This window comes from Streptomyces sp. YIM 121038, assembly GCF_006088715.1.
GTDB lineage: Bacteria > Actinomycetota > Actinomycetes > Streptomycetales > Streptomycetaceae > Streptomyces.
On record NZ_CP030771.1, the window covers coordinates 9,284,414 to 9,305,549 of the forward strand.

Genomic DNA, 21,136 nt, shown 5'->3' on the forward strand with positions numbered 1-21,136 from the left:
TTGAGCACCGCACGCGTGTCCTCGGACGGGCTGCTCGACCTGACGAGGGCCCAGCTGGGCATCTGGAACGCCCAGCGCCTCGAACCGGACTCGCCGTACTACGTGGTCGGCGACGTCGTGGAGATATCCGGCGACGCACCGGTCGACGTGGACGCCCTGGCCGAGGCGGTCCGCGCCACCACCGAGGAGGCCGAGACGCTGCGGCTGCGGGTGCGCGAAACACCGGACGGGCCCCGGCAGTCGGTCAGTGACGAGCCGGTCCGGGCGCCCGAGGTGATCGACGTCAGCGGCGAGGCCGACCCCGCCGCAGCGGCGGCCGCGCTCGTCGACGCCGAGCGCGCGCGGACGGGTGAGACCTGTCGGGGCATGGTGGAACGAACGCTCTATTCACGCGCCGTCATCAAGCTCTCCGACCGCGAGGTCTGGTACACCCAGCTCGGCCACCACCTGGTCTTCGACGGCTACACCGCCGCGATGCTCGCCCGGCGCACCGCCGCCCGCTACACCGCCCTCGTGCGCGGCACCGAGCCGCCCGGGTCGACCTTCGGTTCCTTCGCCGACCTCGTCGCCGCCGACCGGGCCTACCGGGACGGCGACCGGGCCGCCGACGACCGCGCGTACTGGGTCGAGCGGTTCACCCCGCTGCCCGACCTCGGCGCCGCCGACACCGCCGCGGGCCCGCCCGAGCGCACCCTGACCGCCCGCGCCGTCGTCCCCGCCGGCCAGGTCGCCCGGCTGCGCGCCTTCGCCGACGAAGCGGGCGTCACCTGGGGCGAGGCGCTGATCGCCGGATACGCGGCGTTCCTGCACCGCATGCTGGGCCGCACCGACGTGGTGTTCGCGCTGCCCCTGATGTGCCGCACCGGCTCGACCGAACTGCGCACCCCCGCCATGGCGGTGAACGTCCTGCCGCTGCGGGTGACCGTGCGCCCCGCCGACGACCTCGGCACGCTGAGCCGCGCGGTCGCCGCCGCGATGAAGGAGATGCGCGAGCACCAGCGCTACCGCGGCGAGGACCTGCCCCGTGACCTCGGCGTGCCCGGCGCGGGCGCGCTCCTCCACGGACGCGGCATCAACCTCAAGGCGTTCGACCTCACCCTCGACTTCGCCGGGTCCACCGGAGTGATGCGCAACGTCGCGGGCGGCCCGCCGGAGGACATGGGCCTGAGCGTCCTGCCCACCCGCGACGGCGGCCTCCTGCTCGGCTTCGAGGTCGACGCCCGCACCAACGACCAGGCCGCGGTCGACGGCAAGCTGACCGGCCTGCGGACCCTGCTCGCCGGGCTCACCGACGGCCTGCCCGTCGGGCGGATCGCCCTGACCGACGACGTGGGCCGGCTCCTCGCCGACTGGGCGCCGCCCGCCCTGCCCGGCACACCCGTGGACGTGCCCACCGCCCTCACCGCCATGGCCGCGGCCGAGCCCGCGCACACCGCCCTGGTGTGCGGCGCCGAGCACCTCACCGCCGGGGACCTCGCGGGCCGGGTGCACCGCGTCGCCCGCGCGCTGCGGGCCCGCGGCATCGGGCCCGACGACCTCGTGGCCCTGGCCCTGCCGCGCTCCGCGGACCTGGTGGTCGCGCTGCTCGCGGTCCTCGACGCGGGCGCCGCGTTCCAGCCCCTGGACGCCGCACACCCCGCCGAGCGGCTGCGCGAACTGATCGACGACACCCGCCCCGCCCTCGTCCTCACCAACGGCACGCTCGACGGGCTGCCCTGGACCACCCTGCTCCAGGAGGCCGCCGAACTGTCCGACGCTCCGCTGGGGGACGACGAGTTGGCGGCGCCACGCCACCCCGAGCACCTCGCCTACGTCATCCACACCTCCGGGTCGACCGGCCGCCCCAAGGGCGTCCTCGGCCGGGCCGGCGGCCTCGCCGCGCTCCTGCACCACCAGCGGGCGACGGTCGTCGCCGAGGCCGAAGGCGCCGCGGGCAGACGGCTGCGCGTCGCCCACACCTACTCGTTCGCCTTCGACTCCGCCTTCGACCACCTGGTGTGGCTGCTGTGCGGGCACACCCTGCACGTCTACGACGCCGAGACCGCCCGCGACGCCGACGCGCTGCTCGCCGCGTACGCCCGCGACGGCATCGACGTCGTGGACACCACGCCGTCGATGGCCGCGCCGCTCGTCGACGGCGGCCTGCTCGACCTGCGCCCGACGCTCCTCGTCCTCGGCGGCGAGGCCACCCCGCCCGCGCTGTGGCGGCGGGTCGCCGCCTCGGGGGTCACCGCGCGCAACATATACGGGCCCACCGAGGCGACCGTGGACGCCACCACCGCCCGGATCACCGGCGAGGAGCCCACGATCGGCCACCCGCTCGCGGGCACCCGGATCCTCCTGCTCGACCGCGCGCTGCAGCCGGTGCCGCACGGCACCGTGGGCGAGCTGTACCTGGCGGGGCCGCACCTGGCCCGCGGCTACCTCGGCAGGCCCGCGGCGAGTGCCGAGCGCTTCGTCGCCGACCCGTTCGGCGCACCGGGACAGCGCCTCTACCGCACCGGCGACCAGGGCCGCTGGGTGCCCGGGCGCGGTCTGGAGTACCTGGGCCGCGGCGACGGCCAGCTCAAGATCCGTGGCCACCGCGTGGAGACCGGCGAGGTCGAGGCCGCCCTCGGCGCGGTGCCCGGCGTCACCGCCGCGGCCGCCACGGTGCGCTCCTCCCGCCTGGTCGGCTACGTGGTGTCCGCCAAGGCCACCGGGGACGCCGTGCGCGCCCACCTGGCCGAGCGGCTGCCCGAGCACATGGTGCCCGCGGCCGTGGTGGTCCTCGACGCACTGCCCGTCACGCCCAACGGCAAGCTCGACCGCGCGGCGCTGCCCGCGCCCGCGGCCACCGGCGGCGGCCGGGAGCCGCGCACGGAGCGGGAGCGGCTGCTGTGCGCCGTCCTCGCCGAGGTGTTCGACGCCGAACGCGTCGGCGTGGACGACGACTTCTTCGCCCTCGGCGGCGACAGCATCACCGCCATCACCGTCAGCAGCCGACTGCGCGCCAAGGGCTTCGAGCTGCGGCCCCGCGATCTGCTGGCGCGCCGCAGCTTCGCCGCCCTGGCCGCCTCGGCCGCCGCGGTCGACGACGGCGCCCGCACCACGGACGAGCCGACCGGGCCCGTGCCCGCGCCGCCGATCGTGCGCGGCCTGCTCGACCCGCACCCGGACGTCGACACCGTCGCCGGGTACGCCCAGTGGACCGCCCTGCGCGTCGACGGCCTCGCCCACAAGGACCTGGCCCGAGGCGTCCAGACCGTACTCGACCACCACGACGCGCTGCGGCTGCGCGCGGACGACGCCCTGGAGGTGCTGCCCCGCGGGGCGGTGCGTGCCGTCGCCAACGAGGTGCACGGCGAGGACGTGACCGCCCTCGCCGAGCGCCTCGCCGGTGAACTCGACCCGCGCTCGGGCGACTTGCTGCGCGCCACCCTGGTGCGGACCGGCGACGGCACCCCGGACCGCCTGGTCGTCGTCGTGCACCACCTCGCCATGGACGGCGTCTCCTGGCGCGTCCTGCTGCCCGACCTGCACACGGCCTGCACCGGGGGCGCCCTCGCCCCGGTCGGCGCGTCCTGGCGGCGCCACGCCACGGTCCTCGCCGAGCAGGGCGCATCCGGCGCGCGCCGCGCCGAACTCGACCACTGGCGCACCGCGCTCGACGCCGCGCCCCGCCTCGGGGCACGCCCCCTCGACCAGCGGCGGGACACGGTCGCCACCGCCCACCGCTCGGTCACCGTGGCCTCGCCCGATACCACCGACGCGCTCCTGACCACCCTGCCCGCGGCCTACCGCGCCGGTGTCGACGAGGTCCTCCTCGCCGCGCTCGTGCTGGCCCTGCGCACCTGGGGCGTCAGCGGTGACGCGGTGACCGTGACGATGGAGGGCCACGGCCGCGAACACCTCGACCTGGCCCGCACCGTCGGCTGGTTCACCAGCGAGTACCCGGTGCGCGTGCCCGCGTCCGACGACGTGGGACGGCTGCTGCGTGCCGCCAAGGAGGCCCGCCGCTCCGTCCCCGACGGCGGCGTCGGCTACGGCGTCCTGCGCCACCTCGACCCCGAGGCCGGCCCCGAGCTCGCGGCGACCCCGCCGCCGGACGTGCTCCTGAACTACCTGGGCCGCTTCGCCCAGTTGACCGGAACCGGCTGGCGCCTGCCGGAGCGGGACGCCTTCGCCGTCACCGAACCCGGCGGCAAGGCCCTGGAGCAGGTCCTCGCCCTCAACTGCTTCGTCCACGAGGAGGGCGCACCGCGCCTGGCCGTCGAGTGGACCGCCGCGACCGAGGTGCTCCCCGCCGACGCCGTGACGGCCCTGCAGACGGCCTGGGCCGCCGCGCTCGACGCCCTCGCCGTGCACGCGCGCCACACCACCGGCGGCCTCACACCGTCCGACCTGCCCTACGTCGACCTCGACCAGGACGCCATCGACGCCCTCGAACGCACCGGCCGCGTCGCCGACGTCCTGCCCGCGACCCCGCTGCAACTCGGCCTGTCCTTCCACACGCTGGTCCGCGAGGAGCGGGACACCGACGTCTACGTCGTCCAGGCCGTGACGACCCTGGTCGGCGACCTCGACCCGGACCGGATGGCCGAGGCCGCGCGGGAGCTGCTGCGCCGCCACCCCGCGCTGCGGGCGTACCTGGGCACCGCCGGGGATGACGTGGTGCAGGTGATCCCCGCCGACGTCGCCCTGGACTGGCGGCAGGACGACCGCTTCGAGGCCGCCGCCCGCGCCGAGCTCCAGCGGCCCTTCGACCCGGCGCGCCCGCCGCTGATCCGCTTCCTGCTGTCCCGCGTCGGCCCGCACGAGCACAAGCTGGTGATCACCAATCACCACGCCCTGCTCGACGGCTGGTCCATGCCCCTGGTCGGCCGCACCCTGCTCGCGATCTACGCCGAACTGGGCGGCGGCCCGGCCGCGCCGTCCGCCCCGCCGCTCTCGGAGTACTTCCGCTGGCTGGCCGGACGGGACCACGAGGCGTCCCTGGCCGCGTGGCGCACCGCCCTCGACGGCGTCGACGACGCGACGCGCCTCGCCCCCGCGAGCACCGTCACCGGCGTCGAGCGCCCCGGGCGCGTGAGCGTCGACCTCGGCCGGGAGTTCAGCGACCGCCTGCGCGCCTTCGCCCGCGCCCAGGGCGTCACCCTGACCACCGTGCTCCAGACGGCCTGGGGCCTGCTGCTCGGCAGGCTCACCGGGCGCCGCGACGTCGTGTTCGGCTGCCCGGTGTCCGGGCGGCCCGCCGAGGTCGAGGGCGTGGAGTCGATGATCGGCCAGCTCGGCACCACCGTCCCGGTGCGCGTGGCGCACCACCAGGACCGCACCGCGCGGGACCTCATGGCGGACGTGCACGCCCAGAGCGTGGCCCTCGCCGACCACCACCACGTCGGCCTGCCCGCGATCCAGCGCGCGGTGGGCGTCGGCGAGCTGTTCGACACGATGCTGGTCATGGAGAACTTCCCGCTCTCCAGCCGCGGGCGCACCCCGCTCGCCCCCGGCCTCGACCTGGCCGGTGTGGACATCACCGACGCCACGCACTACGCGCTGACCGTGATCGTGATCCCCGACGACGCCCTCACCATCGGCCTGGGCTACCAGCCGAGCGCCTTCGCCGAGTCGACCGTGCGGGACTACGGCCGCTGGCTGCTCAACCTCCTGCGGGAGATCGTCGCCGACCCGGCGCGCCCCGCCGTCCGCCTGCCCGCCCTCGACCCCGAGGAGCGGCAGCGGATGCTGCGCACCGGCACCGAGGTCGTCCCCGCCAAGGCCCGGGGCCACTGGCTGGAGGAGTTCGCCGCCTGGGTGCGTCACAAGCCCGACGCGGAGGCCCTGGTCTGCCGCGACCGCAGCCTCAGCTACGCCGAGCTCGACCGCGCCGCCAACCGCCTCGCCCACGCCCTGATCGCCCGCGGCGTACGGCCCCAGGACCCGGTCGCCGTGCTCCTTGGACGCGATGTCGAGATGACGGTGGCCCTGTTCGGCGTGGCCAAGGCGGGCGCGGTGTACGTACCCCTCGACCCGAGCTATCCGCGCGAGCGCCTGGCGTACATGCTCGACGACATCGCCCCGGCCGCCGCCGTGACGACCGGTGCCGAACTGCCCGCCGCGCGTGACGTCCCGGTCCTGCGGCTCGACGACCCGGCCACGCTGGCCGCCGCCCCCGACACCGACCCCGCCGAGGCGCGCGCGAGGCTCACCGACGACGCGCTCGCCTACGTCATCTACACCTCCGGCACCACAGGGCGCCCCAAGGGCGTCGGCGTCACCCACCGCGGCGTGCCCGATCTGATCGCCCTCCAGGAGGAGGTCGTCGGCGTCACCGAGCACGACCGGTATCTGCACTTCGCGTCGACCAGCTTCGACGTGGCGTTCTGGCAGACCATGGTGCCGCTGCTGTCCGGCGGCACCTCCGTGATCGCCCCCGAGGAGGTCCGCGTCCCCGGCGACGAGCTCCTCGACTACATCGTCGAGCACCGGGTGACCGGAGTGAACCTGCTGCCGTCGTTCCTGGCCGCGATGCCCGACGACCGCACCGTCGACCCCGACGTGTTCTTCGTCGTCGGCGCCGAGCGCCTCGACCCGGAGCTGGCCCGGCGCTGGGGCACCGGACGCAAGGCGCTGTTCAACGCCTACGGCCCCACCGAAGTCACCATCAACTCCGTCACCTGGCACTACGAGGCGGACGATCCCGGCCCGCTGCCGATCGGCCGCCCCGACCCCCACGTCCGCGCCTACGTCCTCGACGGCGGGCTCCAGCCCGTCGGCGTCGGCGTCACGGGCGAGCTGTACCTCGGCGGGCCCAGCGTCGCCCGCGGCTACCTCGGCCGCCCCGGCCTGACGTCCGAGCGGTTCGTCGCCGACCCCTTCGGCGCGCCGGGGCAGCGCATGTACCGCACCGGAGACCTCGTACGGTGGCGGCCGGACGGGCAGCTGGTGTTCCTCGGCCGCGTCGACCACCAGGTCAAGGTCCGTGGCTTCCGCGTGGAGCTGGGCGAGATCGAGTCCACGCTGACCCGCCACCCCGACGTGCGCGCCAGCGCGGTGATCGTGCGCGAGGACCGGCTCGTCGGCTACGTCATCCCCACCGACGGCGCGGACCTGGACACCGAAGAGGTGCGCGCGTACCTGGCGGGCGAACTGCCCGACCACATGGTGCCGACCGCCTTCGTGGAGCTCGACCGGCTGCCCCTGAGCCCCAGCGGCAAGCTCGACGCCACCGCGCTGCCCGCCCCCGAGACCGCGGCCGCCGCGCGGCGCGCACCGGCCACGGAGGCCGAAGCGGTCCTGCTCCGCGTGTTCCAGGACGTCCTCGGCACCGAGGACATCGGCCCCGACGACGCCTTCTTCGCCATCGGCGGCGACAGCATCGTTTCCCTGCAAGTGGTCTCGCGCGCCCGCCGCAAGGGCGTCGGCCTGACCGCGCGGGACGTGTTCGAGGGCGAGACGGTCGCCGGGATCGCGGCGCGCGCCCGCGCCCTGGACGACGCCGCAGGACCCGTGACCGGGGACGCGCCGCTGACCCCGATCATGCGGGACCTGCTGCGCCGCGCGGGCACCGCCGCCGACGGCTTCTGCCAGTGGGTGGAGATCTGCGTACCCCCGGGCGGCGACGAGGCGACCTGGCACGCCGCGCTCGACGCGCTCCTGGCCCGCCACGACGTCCTGCGGGCCCGCCTGGTGGCCGACGCCCTGCGCATCCCCCAGGCCGGCGCGGTGTCCGCGGCCGACGTCCTGACCTGCGTACGGACGGACGACGAGCCGCGGGCCCTGGTCGACGCCCACATCGCCGGGGTCCGCGGGGCGGTGGACCCGCGCACCGGGCCGCTCCTGCGCGCCCTGTGGGTCGACGCCGGATCCGAACGGCCGGGCAGGCTCGTGCTCGTCGCCCACCACCTGGTGGTCGACGGCGTGTCCTGGCGCGTCCTCCTCGACGACGTGCGCCACGCCTACTCCGGCGGGGCCCTGGCCCGGCACGGCCAGTCGTTCCTCGCCTGGGCGCGGTCCCTGCGCGACGCCGACCGGGGGGCCGAACTGCCGCACTGGCAGGGCATGACCGCCACCCCGGCGCTCACCGGGCCGCTCGACCCCGCCCGGGACACCGTGGCCACCGCGGCGCACCACGAGATCCGGCTCGCCGCCGACACGACCCGCGCCCTGATCACGACCCTGCCCGCCGCCCACCGCAGCACCCCCGACGCCGTACTCCTGACGGCGCTCGCCCAGGCCGTTCACGCCTGGCGCGGCACCCCGGAGGTCCTCGTCGCCCTGGAGAGCCACGGCCGTCCCACCCGGGTCGACCTGTCGGGGACCGTCGGCTGGTTCACCGCCGTGCACCCCATGCGCCTCGACGCGCGCGACGACGTACAAGCCGTCAGGGAACGCCTGCGCGCCCAGGGCGACGGCCTCGGCCACGGCATCCTCACCGCCGCGGGCCTCCTCGACCCGGCGACGCCGGAGGTCGCCTGGAACTACCTCGGCCAGTTCCCCGGCGCCCCCACCGAGGAGACGCCCTGGCGGCCGGCCCCCGACGCCGACCCGCTCGGCTCCGGCGGCACCGGCGAACTGCCCCTGCCGCACAGCCTGATGGTCAACGCCCTGGTGCGCGACGACGCGCTCGGGGTGCGGATCACCTGGCCGTCCGCGCTGTTCACCGCCGCCGAGATCGAGGAGCTCGCCGAGCACCTGCGGGCCGCGCTGCATCGCGCCGCCGCGGCGCCGGAGGTCAGCGCGCTCACCGGGGACCGGCCGGTCGCCGAGGTGCAGCCGCTCACGCCGTTGCAGGAGGTGATGCTGCGGCACGCGCGCACCGAGCACCCCGACCCGTACACCGTGCAGTCGACGTTCACGCTCGCGGGGCCGCTCGACGTCGAGGCCCTGCGCGCCGCGGGCAGCGCCCTGCTGGCCCGGCATCCGAACCTGGGCGCCGTGTTCCCCGCGGACCTCGCGGTGATCCCGCAGGCGCCCCGGCCGGACTTCCGGGTGTCCGACGGGCCCGCCGACGAGGTCCTCGCGGCCGATCTGGCCGAGCCGTTCGACCTGGCCGAAGGGCCGCTCGTCCGCCTCACCGTGATCCGGCGCGGCCCCGACCTCGCGGACCTGGTCCTGACCACCCATCACGTCCTCTCCGACGGCTGGTCGGCCCCGCGCATCCTGACCGAGCTGTTCGCCCTGTACGCCGCCCGCGTCCGGGGCGAGGAGCCGGACCTGCCCGCTCCCGTGCCGTTCGGCACCTATCTGCGCTGGCGCGCGGAGCACGAGCCCGACCTCGACGTCTGGGCCGCGGAGCTGGACGGCCTGCCCGAGGGCGACCACCTGGGCGGCGGCGAGCCGGGCCCGGCCTGGCAGGAGCCCACGCTCATCACGTTCGACGCGCCCCTGGTGGCCGGCCTCGCCCGGCTCGCCGCGCACCGCGGCCTGACCCAGAACACGCTGGTGCAGGGCGCGTGGGCGGTGCTCATCGCCCGGCGCTCCGGGCGCGCGGACGTCTGCTTCGGCGCCATGGTCGCCTGCCGTCCCCCGGAGCTCGAAGGGGTCGAGGAGATCATCGGTCTGCTCGCCAACACCGTGCCCGTCCGCGCCCGGCTCGACGGCACGCTCGCCGCGACGCTCACCGACCTCCAGGCCCGGCAGCGGGCCCTGGTCGAGCACCAGCACGTCGCCCTGACCGACCTGGAGCGGCTGACCGGACGCCACCGCCTCTTCGACAGCCTCGTGGTGTTCGAGAACTATCCCGTCGACCCCGACCGGCTGCGCGAACCCGCCCCCGGCCTCACGGTCGTCGGCACCCGCTTCCGCGAGGCCACCCACCACCCGGTGACCCTGACGGTCATGCCGGACGGCGACGGATGGACGGGCGTGCTCGCCCCCCGCGCCGGAGTGGACGCCGACGGCCTCGCCGACGAACTCCTCGACCTGCTGCGCACCTTGGGCGACCACCTCGACACCGACGTACGCGACCTCCTGGAGCACCGATGAGCGAGAAGGCCGCACCGCCGCCCGCGCGGGTCGACGCCGACCTGCTGCGCATCGCGTTCATCCTGGTGCTCGGCACGTTCATGGCCACGGTGGACGCCACGATCGTCAGCGTCGGCATCGACACCCTGTCCGCGGAGTTCGGCGCGTCGGTCACCGAGATCCAGTGGGTCTCCACCGCCTATCTGCTCGCCGTGGTGGCCGCCGTGCCCGCGTCCGGCTGGCTGGCGGGGCGGTTCGGCGGCCGCCGGACGTGGCTCGCCGCCATCGGCGTGTTCCTGCTCGGCTCGGCGCTGTGCGCGCTCGCCTGGTCGGCGACCAGCCTCATCGCGTTCCGGGTGGTCCAGGGCCTCGGCGGCGGGATGCTGCCCGCCACCGGGCAGGCGCTGCTCGCCCGGATCGCGGGACGGGAGCGCACCGGCCGGGTGATCAGCGTCGTCTCGGTCGTGCCGCTCCTGTCCCCGGTCCTCGGCCCGCTGGTCGGCGGCTCCCTCCTCGGCGTCGCGTCCTGGCCCTGGCTGTTCCTGGTGAACCTGCCGATCGGCGCGGCGGCGGTGCTCCTCGCCCGCCGCCACGTGCCCGAGGTGCCGCCGTCGCCCCGGCGGACGGCGTTCGACCTGCGCGGCGCGGCGCTGCTCTCGCCCGGCCTCGCCGTGCTGGTCTTCGGCCTCACCGAGGTCGCCCACGGCCGTGCCCTGCCCGCCGTGCTCGGCGTCCTCGCGGGCCTGGCCATGCTCGTCGCGTTCACGGTGCACGGGCTGCGCACGAGCCGCACCCCGCTGGTCGACCCGCGCCTTTTCACCCGGCCGCCGTTCGGCGCCGCCGCCCTCGCGCTGCTCGTCCTGGGCGCGTCGGTGTTCGGCACGATGTTCCTGCTGCCGCTGTACTTCCAGACGGGGCGCGGCCTCTCGCCGTGGGAGGCCGGGCTGCTGCTCGCCCCCCAGGGCCTGGGCGCGGCGGCCGGATCGGTCCTCGTCAACCGCACCATCGACAAGGTCGCGCCCCGGACCCTGGTGCTCACGGGCATCGCACTGATCGTCGCGGGCACGGTCCCGTTCACCCAACTCGGCCACGAGCCGCCGGACCTCGTGATCGCCGCCGCCCTCACCGTGCGCGGCGTAGGCATGGCCATGATCGGCGCGCCGGTGATGAACATCGTCTACAGCCGCATCGAACCCGAGCACCTCCCGCGCGCCTCCGGAGCGCTCAACCTGCTCAACACCGTGGGCGGTTCGCTCGGCACCGCCGTCCTCGCGGTGGTCCTGCAGAACCGGCTCTCCGCCCGCGACGCCGACGTCTCCTGGGCCTTCGGCGACACCTTCTGGTGGGTGCTCGGCTTCTGCCTGTGCGCCGCCGCGGGGGCCACGCGCCTGCCCCGCACCCACGCCGGGAAGCCCTGACGCGCTCCCGGATCCCCGGCTGGGCCGCCCGTGCGGGGGCGGCTCAGCCCGCGGCCGTCCGCAGCCGCCGGACCAGCGCGGAGACCTCCGCCACCCCGCCCCGCGGCGCGTCCGGCCACTCGTCGACGCGGCTCCACCAGTACGCGCGCGGAGTGCCCGGGTAGCGCGGAAGGAGGTGCACGTGCAGATGAGGCACGTTGTCGCCGATCACCGCCGCGTACACGTGCTCGGCGCCACCGGCCTCCCGCAGCGCTCGCGCGGCCCGCGCGCACCAGTGCCCGACGCGCTGGGACTCCGCGTCGGTGAGATCGGCCAACCCGGCGGCGTGACGGCGCGGTTCGACGAGCAGATGGCCCAAATACACCTCGCCGGACCGGCCGGGGGAGTGGGGCGACAGATGGGAGACCATGACGAGGTCGTCCTCCCCCACCGGCCCTCCCGGCATGAGTACGTCGCCGCGGTGTGTCCCGCACACCACGCACCGCTGTGGCCTGCCGCCGTCCGTGTCGTCGTCTGCCATGGCGAGAAGCATGCCCGCGCGCGGCCGTTTCTTACGCGTTTTTGCCGTTGCTCTGCCGTTGCTGTGCGGCACGCCCCGCATCGTGGTGCTCGCACCCGGGGAACACCGGGGATCCCGGGAGCCCGAGGGGCTTCGAGGCGGAGGAGAGGGCGATGACGTACAAGAGCACGGCGCGGCGCGCGGGTCTGGCGGTGGGCCTGATGGCGGTGGTGGCCTCGGTCCTTCCGGCCGCGACGGCGACGGCCACCGGCGCCGCGCCGACGAGCGGCCCCACGGCCGCGGCGGCCCCCGGCTGGTGTCCGACCGCGCCCGGCCACCGGGTCGACTGCGGCCAGGAGAAGCGCCCCCTGGTGGCGGGCAAGCCCCGGCTCGGCACGGTCAAGGTGAGCTACGCCGTCGTGCGCCACCGCGGCTCCGGCCCCGCCAAGGGCACCGTCGCCATGAACCCGGGCGGCCCGGGCGAGACCCTGATCGACAAGACCGAGGAGATCACCTGGGCCCTGGGCGACCTCCTGAAGGACCACGACGTGCTGCTCGTCGACCCGCGCGGCACCGGCAGGTCGCAGCGCGTCCCCTGCGGAGTCACCGACGCCGAGTACCGGTTCGGCACCCGGGCCCAGCAGCGGGCCGCCGTCGAACGGTGCGGCAAGAACCTCGGGCCCAAGGCCGCCGGGTTCACCTCCGCGGCCACGGCCGACGACATCGACGCCGTCCGGGCCCGCCTCAAGGTGCGCAAGCTCAGCCTGTACGGCCTGTCGTACGGCACCTACCTGATGCCGGTCTACGCCTCCCGCCACCCCGAGCACGTACGCAACATCGTGCTGTCGGGGGCCTACTCCCTCGCCCTCGACACGATGGCGCGGCCCAGCGCCCAGGCGGTCTCGACGACCCTGCGCCGGGTGTGCCGGCGCAGCGTTCCCGCGGCGTGCGACGGGGAGCGGGCGGTGCGGGACCTCGCCACCACGGCGGCCCGGCTGCGCACCGCGCCGCTGACGATCCCGATCACCACCGACCACGGCGTCTACAAGAAGAAGTTCACCGAGGACAAGCTCGCCAACCTGCTGTTCGAGGCGGCCAGCAGCCAGGTCGGCCTCGAACCGCAGAAGCCCTCGCTGCTCGGCCGGCTGCCGCACGCCCTCAACCGCTTCGTCAAGGGCGACGCCGCGCCGCTGCGCGAGCTGGTGCGCGAGGAGGGCGAGACGGGCAGCGATCTTGACCAGGCGCCGTACATCGCGGTCGTCTGCAACGACTACCGCAGGGACTGGTCGAAGGACGCGTCGAAGGCCGCGCGGTGGCGCCAGTACCGCGCCGCCCTCGCGGCCGTACGCCCCGGTGAGCACGGCGCGTTCAGCGCCAAGGGCTTCACCGAGGGGACCACGGACGCGGGTGACGTGTGCATCGGCTGGCCGGGCAAGGACACCCCCGACCCGCAGCCGACGAAGCCCGCGCTGCCGGACGTGCCGGTCCTCGTGCTGTCCGGCGACCTCGACTCCAACACGCCCGACGCGAGCGGGAAGAAGGCCGCGAAGCAGTTCCGCGACAGCCGCTTCTACTCGGCCCGCAACATGGGCCACGTGCCCGAGCTCGAGCTGAGCGGCTGCGTCGTGGGCGTCTCCTCGACGTTCATCCGCTCCAACACCCCGGGGGACACCTCCTGCCTGCGGTCGCTCCCGCCGATCGCGGTCACTCCGGTACGCGGCTGACGCCGTCGGCCGGGCCCGCGGCCGCGGTCGGCCAGAACGTGTGGAAGGCGAAGCGGAGATGCCCCTCGGGGGTGCGGTGCAGCGCGAGGTCGTGGTCGTCGGCCTCGCGCTGCTCCTGTGGGTGGGGGGACACCGGCAGGGGCTGTTCCTGGTCGGCGGGGGTCGCGGGCAGCCAGGCGGGCTGGCCGCTGGGGCTGGTGCCCGCGTAGTCGGTGATGGTCAGGGTGACGCCGTCCGGGTCGGTGCGCACCCACAGGCGGCAGCGCGGCCGTTCGCTGTGGCCCGTCACGTAGTCGGCGCCGAACCGGGCCACCTCCGCCGCGCGCCGTGCGAGCACCGGCGGGGCGCCGATCGCGGTGAGCAGACACTGGGCGGCCTCGCCCAGGAGCATCCGGGTGCGGGGCGCGCGGCTGACCTCGACGGCGAGGCACAGCCTCGGGAGTCGAGCGTCCGGGGCGCGGCGCGGGTCCACGGGACGGTGGACGGCGCTCGGCATACCAGCCCTCCAGCTACGGTGCCGGGAGAGAGGCCGTGAGGGACTCGCCTGCCCGCACGCGGCCTGGCCTCTCCAACGATGGCCGGGGTCTGGGACCACGAGGAACTTACGGCGTGCGGTGCGCGGATCCTAGGCCGACCTCGGCCAACCTGCGCCGAGCAGGGACAACGCCGTACGAGATACGCGCGATGGACGATCCGGCCCGCCACGAATCGAATGAACTTTCGTCATGGGGGAGCGGCCCCGCCCGCAGACGCCGGTACCGGACCCCGTGTCACTCCTCGCCCCGCCGCGGCCCCGGCGAGCCGATCAGCGTGAACGCGGCCCAGATCTCCGGGGCCCGCCACGTGCGCCGCGTCATGAGGACCGCGCGGCGCAGGGCCTCGGCGGGGTCGTCGGTCCGTGCCAGCTCCTGGTGGAAGCAGACCAGCGCGTCATGGGTCGGCTCCTCGGGGACCTCCCAGAGCGTGGCGACGACCGTGGAGACACCCGCGATGAGGAAGGTGCGGGCCAGGCCGAGCACGCCGTCGGCGGTGACCAGGCCCTGGCCGGTGGCACAGCACCCCAGGACGGCGATCCTGGCCCGGGTCGGGGTGCTGGCCAGCAGGGTGCTGGTGAGCTGACCGTGCTCGGCCCCCGCAGGTGTCAGGGCGATGCAGCCGGGGAGCTGGTCGAGCCGCAGCCGCGCGTCGAGCACGGCGTGGCAGGAGAAGTGCAGCAGGTCCGCGGAGCCCATCCGGTCGAGCACGGCCGGTACGGTCGCCGCCGGTCCCGCCAGGGCGGAGGCCCGGTGCACCCGGGCGACGGCCCGCGCGGTCTCCAGCGTCAGCGGCAGATCGGACAGCGGCAGCAGACGCCCGTCCGGAGTCGGCACCACCGCGTTCCGCACGCCGCCCACCACGAGCGCCCCGGAACTCCCGGCCGCGGCCTCGCCGCGCCACACGTCCTCGTGGGCGATCAGCTCCAGGGCGTGCAGCGACGGCACCATGGTGAGGGAGCACCGGCTCACCAGCGGTTCCCCCGCGACGGGCAGCGCGGCGAAGGGCACCGACCACAGCCCCCGCTGCGGCACGATGACCAGGCGCGCGTCCGGCCCCGACGGCAACAGGTGCGCGACCTTCCCGAGGAGCGCGTCGGACCACCCCGCCATGAGCGCGTCGTCACCCACCTGGCGCTCCAACTGCCGTACGGCCTCGAGGAAGTCCACCGGCCGCGCCTCGTCCAGGCGGTCGTCGTCGGACACCTCGCGCTGCACCTCGTGGTGGACGCCGCCGTCGGGAGTCACCACCCACATGTGGATCTCCCGCAGGAGCGGGGCCTGCCCGCTGACGGCCTCGATCTCGAAGTGCGGGGCGTACACGAGCAGCGTGGCCCCCATGCGGCGGGCCAGGCGCCGCATCCGCTCACTGCCCGGCGGCTCCGCGGGCACCTGGGCCCTGGCGGGCCGGGCCGCGCGGATGCGCTCGCTCAAGGGTCCCGAGCGTCCCCGCTCGGCGGCCTCCAGCGCCCCGGTCACGTCGTCGACGCCGAGCCTCAGCTCCTGGGCGACCTGGGTGAGGGCCGTGGCGTGCGTGTCGAAGAGGCCGACCGAACCGGCCTCGTCACTGGCCGCCCGCAGCAGGGGCTCCCACAACTCCTGGGCCCGCCGCGCGTGGTGACGGGCGGCGGGCAGGTCCCCGGTGCCCAGGAAGGCGTGCGCCAGATTGAGGTGGCCGGTCGCCATCCCCCGGTGGTCGTCGACGCGCTGCTTCAGTTCGAGGGCGCTCAACAGGTCCGCGACGGCCTGTGCCGGGCGGCCCGCCTGGAGGCGGATCCCGGCCCGCAGGTTGAGGGCGACGGCGCGCTGGCGCGCCTGCCCCGGAGGGAGCGCGGCGAGCAGCGCGTCGGCCAGGGCCACGGCCTCGTCGTGCCGTCCCGCGCGGCTGAGCACCTCCAGCTTCGTCACGCGTGCCTGCTGGGCGATCAGCGGGATGCTCCGGGCGGCGGCCCACGCCCGCTCCATGGCCTCCTCGGCCTCGGCGGTGTGCCCCGCCCTGCTGAGGGCCAGGGCGCGGTTGCCCTCGACCTCGGCCACCACGAGGTCGTCATCGTCGGAGCGTACGCAGCGGTGGGCGACCTCGGCCCACTCCAGCGCCCGCTCCCGGTGCCCCACGCCGTTCGCGGCCAGGCTCAACTGGCTCGCGGCGAGCGCCGCCCGGGCGGCGCTGTCCAGCTCCCGCGCGACCTCGAAGGCCCGGTGCTGCACCTGCTCGGCCTCGCCGAAGCGTCCGGCGTGGGCGAGGGCGCTGCCCAGGTTGCTCAGCAGGGACCAGCGCAGTTCCCCGCCGGTCTCGTCGGCCGGTTCGCCGAGCGCCACCAGGGCCTCGCGGAACGCCTCGGCCGCCTCGACGAGCCGCCCGATCTGTGCGACCACCTCGCCGTACTTCCCGATGGCGGTGGCCCGGTCCTCGGGGTCGCCGTGGTCGGCGGCCCACGCGCGGAAGTCCACGGCACGCCGCTCCGCCTCGTCCAGGAGACCCGCCATCATGCAGGCGGTGACCAGGGGTTCGAGCACCTTGGGCACCTCGGCGCGCAGGCCCTCCGCGGTGAGTGCCTCAAGTGCCAGGGTGAGGTCGTCCCGGGCGGCCTGCCAGCGTCCCTCGCGGGCCGCCTGCAATCCGTCGATGCGCTTGACCTCGGCCCGCAGCCGTCGCCTGATCCCCATGCCGTGCTCCCCCCTGTGGTCACGTCCTGTCCCGCGTACGCCGTCCGCGGCCCAGCGCGTCGGCCGTCACGGCGACCACCGCACCGGCCCCGGCGCCCACCAGCGACCACCGGGCCTGCTGCGCACCGCCCCCGGTCCCCGCGGCCACCAGGGTCGCCGCGGCCCACCCCGCCGACGCGCCCACGGCCCCCAGGAGGACGTGGTGCAGCACCGCGAAGGTGCCCGTACGCACCGTGCCGCGCGACCAGGCGATCACGGTCACGGGCAGCGTCAGGGCGAGCGCCGTGAGGAGGGCGATCACCGGCGCCTGGACCGGACCGGGCACCGGCACGTGGTAGCCGAACGCCTGGATGGCGGCGAGCCCCATCAACAGGGCCCCGAGGAAAGAGGTCTGAAGCAACGTCAGGCGCTGTCGGTGGTCGGTCAGATGCGCCTCGGCGGCCGCCAGGGCCTCGCGGGACACCTCGGCCGACGCGTCGATCGTCGCCTGGAGGTACTCCAGTTCGTCGTCGATGTCCTGCCGCAGCCGCTCCGCCAGGAGCCGGTCACCGGCGAACGGGCTCGCGGGCGGCACCGGCGCGTCCGGTGGCCCGAACTCCCCGGCCACGGCCGCCGCCAGATTGTCCCCGGCGATCTCCACCGTGCGGCGCATCATCCGGAGCCTGGCCGCCGCCACGATCAGCCCCTGGCTGTCGGTCCGCAGCCCGATCAGTACGGCACGGGCGTCGAGGACCTCCCGCAGCGCGGGCCCGTCCCCGCTCAGCAGGCGCCCGGTGACCTCCCACGCCCGCCGCACCGCCGCACCGGCGCGGTCGCGCAGCTCCGCGTGACGGCTCCGCTCCAGCACGCTGCGCTCGTAGCGCAGCTTCGCCGCGTGCAGCACATGGCGCGTCAGGGGGGCGGGGCGGTCCCGGGCGTGCCAGGCGAAGGCGTCGAGGTCGCGCTCCCGGGCCACGGGGGCGAGCGCCACGAGACACCTGCGCGCCGCCGGGCCTCCGGCCCCGGGTGCTTCCCAGAGCGCGAAGCCCTCCCGGGTGCGGTGCGGCTCGCCGGGGTGCCGCCCCCCGAACGCGCCGCCCAACTCCACGGCCACCTCCGGCACTACGGCGCCCGAGCCGTCCTCCCCGAACAACGCACCGGCACTGAGCCCGAGCAGGACCTGAACGGCACCCAGGCTCCCCGGGCAGGGCCACGGCACCAGCCGCTCCAGGGACTCCCAGCCGCTCTCCGGCTCCGGGGCCAGCAGGAGCGTGACCCCGACGACGTCATGGCTCTGGAAGAGCAGCGCCTGGTGGAGCCCGCGGCCCGGCCGCTGCCGGGCCGCCAGGACGCGGTAGCGCGGCACGGGCCCGCCGACCGCGGGCACCTCGTCGAGCGACGGCTCGCCGGGCACCGCCGCGTCGAGGCCGAGGCGGCCGCAGTCGTCCCAGACGCGCTGCACCCGGGACCTTTGCCCGCCCAGGCCCCCGGGGCCGACCGCGTAGAACACGTGGAGCAGCAGGGCCCGGCGGACCACCGCGCTCACGCGCCTGCCCCGTCCCCGTCGTCGGAGGCGCCACGGGAGACGTCGTCCGAGGAGCCGCCCGGTGAGCCGTCCTCGCCACCACCCGGCGGGGGAGCCTCCAAGCGGTTCAGGATCTCGGTGACCAAAAGGTTGGACCGCTCGTACACCTCCGGCGGTGCCGGGACCAAGGGGTCGTCCTCGTGACGTGTCGCCACGAGGCGCGGCCCCGCCAGGGCGAGCCGGGCCGTCGCCAGGCGCAACCGCTCACCGTCACGGGCCTGCCACGACTGCCCCACGGCGTCGAGGGCCGCCGCGACAGCGGCCCAGCGAGAGGCGGGCATCCGCCACGCCGCGACGCGGCGCAGAGCGGAGGCCGCCTGCCGCGCCGCCTCACCGAAGTCGTTTCCCGTCGCCGTCTCCGTCACGCTGCCCCCCAGCCGCGTACCCGCCATCGCACAGGAACGGATGCCGATTGTCTTCGACGGTGCGCGGTCCGTACACCGCTTCGGCGGATCCTTTGTCAACGGCTTCCGGAGCGCCGACAGGGCGCATGCGAGCACAGGGTGTTCACCCGTGTGGGGGACGGGTATTGGCCATCCACAGCGAACCGGACGAGACTGCGCGCGAAGGCGGAGTCAGGGCGGCCGACCCGTGGGGGGTGTGCGGCGTCAGCCCGATCGGCCGTAGGGGGGCGTTCATGTGGGACAACGACGATTTCGCCGATCGCATGGTGGCTTTTGTTCCCGCTGTGGCGCGGTGCGCGCTCGAAGCGGGGCGACGGGACTTGACCGTCCGCCTGGACGAGGTCGAACGGCGCGTGCGCCAGGCGCAGGTGACGGTCGTGGCCCTCGGTGAGTTCAGCAGCGGGAAGTCGTCGCTGCTCAACGCGCTCCTGGAGGACGCGACGCTCTTCCCCGTCGATTCGTACGTCTCCACGCGGGTGCTCACCGCGGCGCGGTGGGGCGAGCAGGAGTCGATCACGGTGGAGCTGGCCGCGCGGCACGGGGACGACACGGAGGAACGCGACGTGGGCCGCGCGGGGTTGCGCGCCTACGTCTGCGAGGCCGAGGTGCAGGACGGCACCGCGGCGGCGGACGCCGAGCGGGTGCTCAGGGCCTCGATCCGCACGCCGAACGCGAAGCTCCGCGGCGGTGCGGTGTGCGTCGACACTCCCGGCATCGGCGGCGTCCACCGCGGCCACACGGCCGCCGCCCTCGGCGTGCTGCCCCAGGCGGACCTCGTCCTGTACGTCATCGACGCCATGCGGCCGCCGCTGCCGTCCGAGATCGCCTTCATCGAGCGGGTGGTGCGCGCCCTGGGCGCCGACGAGTGCCCCGAGCGGCTGCTGTTCGCCGTGACGAAGGCCGACCAGGCGGGAGATCCCGGCCGGGCGGTCCGCGAGGCACGCGCCCGCCTCGCGGCGGTTCCCGGGCTCGACGAGCGGTCCGCGGTGCTCGCCGTGTCGAGCCGCAGTCGGCTGCTCCAGCTCACCGGAGCCGAACCGCCGGCCAGCGGCCTCACCGGTTTCGAGGAGTTCGAGGCGCGGCTGTGGGAGGCCGTCGACCACGCGCGGCTGCGGCTGCGCGCGGGCGCGGCCCTCGCCGAACTGCACTCCGTCGTACGGGGCTTGCTCGCTCCCGTCGAGGAGGCCATCGGCGTCCTGGAGGCCCAGGACGCCGCGGCCCGCGAGAAGCTGGCCGGGGCCGCGGCCGCGCGACGCGTCGAGGCCGGGCGCCTGGCCGAGGGTTCCGCGACCTGGCCCACGGACCTGGACACGGCCTTCGCCGACGTCACCGCCGGGCTGCGGGCCCGGGCCGACACCACCCTCGCCAAGGCGTGGCGCGACCTGCGGGCCCGCTACCGTACCGACCCCGCGTTCCTCGACGACCCCCAGGCCGTCCTCGACGACCTGGCCGGAAAGCTCGCCGTGCTGGCGGGGCAGCTGGGGCGCTCGGCCGCCGAACTGACCGGGGCCGCGTGCGAGACGGTGGCCGAGCGCAGCGGCGTCCCGTTGCGGAGCCCGATGTTCGCGGACCTGCCGCTGCCGCCCCTGCCGGATCCGCTGACCGTGCCCGCGGCCTCCGCGGCGGCCGCGCCGAGCGTGGTCACGAGCCTCACGGCGGCCTTCGACGCCGCCGTACGCGGGGCTCGACTCGGCGCGGCCAGGGGCGAGGTCGTCGGTGCCATCGCCTGGGACCAGGCCGTCCAGTTCTCGCTCCCGGGCGGCAGCCGTACCGGCAAGGTGGTGAAGGGCGTCATCCAGTCGATGGCGGAGGGCCGGGAGGGCTCGCGCCCGCCGACCCCCGGTGTCGTGGCCGGGCACGTCGGCGGCGGCCTGGTCGGGGCGGTCCTCGCCTTCGCCGGGAAGGTCCGGGAGCTCCGCAGGACGACGCACGCCGAGCAGGTCGCCGCCCTGGACCGGCTGTTCGCGCCGTGGGAGGCCCAGCAGCGGGCCTTCCTGCACGACGCCGTGCAGGCCCTCGTCGACGCCTCCGCGGACCGGGCGCGGGCGGAGCTGCGCGACCGGATCGCCCAGCGCCAGGCGGAGTGCGAGACGGCCCGCACCGAGGTGACCGCGGCGCTGGCAGCGGCCCGCAGCGACGCCGAAGCGGCCCTCGCCCCGCTGGCCGCCCGGCGCGACGGCCTGCGCCGGATCGAGACCGGCCTCACGGCCCTCGTGGACGAACTCCGCGGCCGCCTCGCGGCAGCGGGGGACGACTGACGCGGCCGCGGCCCGTCGTCCCTGGGGCGAGCGGGGCACCCTCTGCCCGGGCGAAGCCGAGAGCTGGGGGAAGGGCGGGCCCAACACAGAGGTGCCCGCCCGCTGTTGACAGGGGGCGCGGCGC

At 75.7% G+C, this 21,136-nt stretch carries 9 protein-coding genes; 4 read left to right on the forward strand and 5 right to left on the reverse strand.

Translation table 11 applies throughout. The features are described from left to right. Together C9F11_RS39305 and C9F11_RS39310 are read left to right on the forward strand one after the other, a co-directional pair. Entirely contained in the window at positions 1–9,966 is a 9,966-nt protein-coding gene (locus tag C9F11_RS39305; RefSeq protein WP_138964822.1) for a non-ribosomal peptide synthetase, read from the forward strand. Next, positions 9,963–11,363, forward strand: coding sequence for an MDR family MFS transporter (locus C9F11_RS39310; protein WP_138964824.1), 1,401 nt, complete (start codon positions 9,963–9,965; stop codon positions 11,361–11,363). The genes C9F11_RS39305 and C9F11_RS39310 overlap by 4 nt, the downstream gene beginning before the upstream one ends. Before the next feature lie 43 nt (positions 11,364–11,406). Here the strand turns inward: C9F11_RS39310 and C9F11_RS39315 are convergent, their stop codons facing one another. After that, positions 11,407–11,883, reverse strand: a complete 477-nt coding sequence (locus C9F11_RS39315) for an HIT domain-containing protein (RefSeq protein WP_138964826.1) — start codon at positions 11,881–11,883, stop codon at positions 11,407–11,409. 152 nt (positions 11,884–12,035) lie between these two features. Here C9F11_RS39315 and C9F11_RS39320 point away from each other — a divergent pair, with 152 nt between their 5' ends. Continuing rightward, positions 12,036–13,586: an alpha/beta fold hydrolase gene (locus C9F11_RS39320; RefSeq protein ID WP_138964828.1), complete on the forward strand. Its 1,551-nt coding sequence runs from the start codon at positions 12,036–12,038 to the stop codon at positions 13,584–13,586. On the opposite strand, the gene C9F11_RS39325 is transcribed toward C9F11_RS39320, so the two are convergent. From C9F11_RS39325 to C9F11_RS39340, 4 genes are all read right to left on the reverse strand, one after another. After that, positions 13,567–14,082: a hypothetical protein gene (locus tag C9F11_RS39325; RefSeq protein WP_138964830.1), complete on the reverse strand. Its 516-nt coding sequence runs from the start codon at positions 14,080–14,082 to the stop codon at positions 13,567–13,569. The genes C9F11_RS39320 and C9F11_RS39325 overlap by 20 nt on opposite strands. A gap of 274 nt (positions 14,083–14,356) precedes the next feature. Further along, the gene (locus C9F11_RS39330) at positions 14,357–16,786 is read right to left on the reverse strand and encodes a CHAT domain-containing tetratricopeptide repeat protein (RefSeq protein ID WP_138964832.1); all 2,430 of its coding nucleotides are present in this window, start codon (positions 16,784–16,786) and stop codon (positions 14,357–14,359) included. Between the two features lie 19 nt (positions 16,787–16,805). Beyond that, positions 16,806–18,311, reverse strand: coding sequence for a CATRA conflict system CASPASE/TPR repeat-associated protein (locus tag C9F11_RS39335; RefSeq protein ID WP_138964835.1), 1,506 nt, complete (start codon positions 18,309–18,311; stop codon positions 16,806–16,808). Continuing rightward, on the reverse strand, positions 18,308–18,715 hold the full coding sequence (locus C9F11_RS39340; RefSeq protein WP_138964837.1) for a CATRA system-associated protein: 408 nt from the start codon (positions 18,713–18,715) through the stop codon (positions 18,308–18,310). The genes C9F11_RS39335 and C9F11_RS39340 overlap by 4 nt, the downstream gene beginning before the upstream one ends. A 359-nt stretch (positions 18,716–19,074) precedes the next feature. On the opposite strand from C9F11_RS39340, the gene C9F11_RS39345 reads away from it, so the two are divergent. Continuing rightward, complete coding sequence (locus C9F11_RS39345; RefSeq protein WP_171075996.1) at positions 19,075–21,012, forward strand: dynamin family protein; 1,938 nt, start codon at positions 19,075–19,077, stop codon at positions 21,010–21,012. Positions 21,013–21,136 lie beyond the last annotated feature (124 nt).

Coding starts and splice junctions, on each gene's coding strand:
- C9F11_RS39310 (WP_138964824.1), top strand. CDS start 9,963: ATGAGCGAGAAGGCCGCACCGCCGCCCGCGCGGGTCGACGCCGACCTG.
- C9F11_RS39315 (WP_138964826.1), bottom strand. CDS start 11,883: ATGGCAGACGACGACACGGACGGCGGCAGGCCACAGCGGTGCGTGGTG.
- C9F11_RS39320 (WP_138964828.1), top strand. CDS start 12,036: ATGACGTACAAGAGCACGGCGCGGCGCGCGGGTCTGGCGGTGGGCCTG.
- C9F11_RS39325 (WP_138964830.1), bottom strand. CDS start 14,082: ATGCCGAGCGCCGTCCACCGTCCCGTGGACCCGCGCCGCGCCCCGGAC.
- C9F11_RS39330 (WP_138964832.1), bottom strand. CDS start 16,786: ATGGGGATCAGGCGACGGCTGCGGGCCGAGGTCAAGCGCATCGACGGA.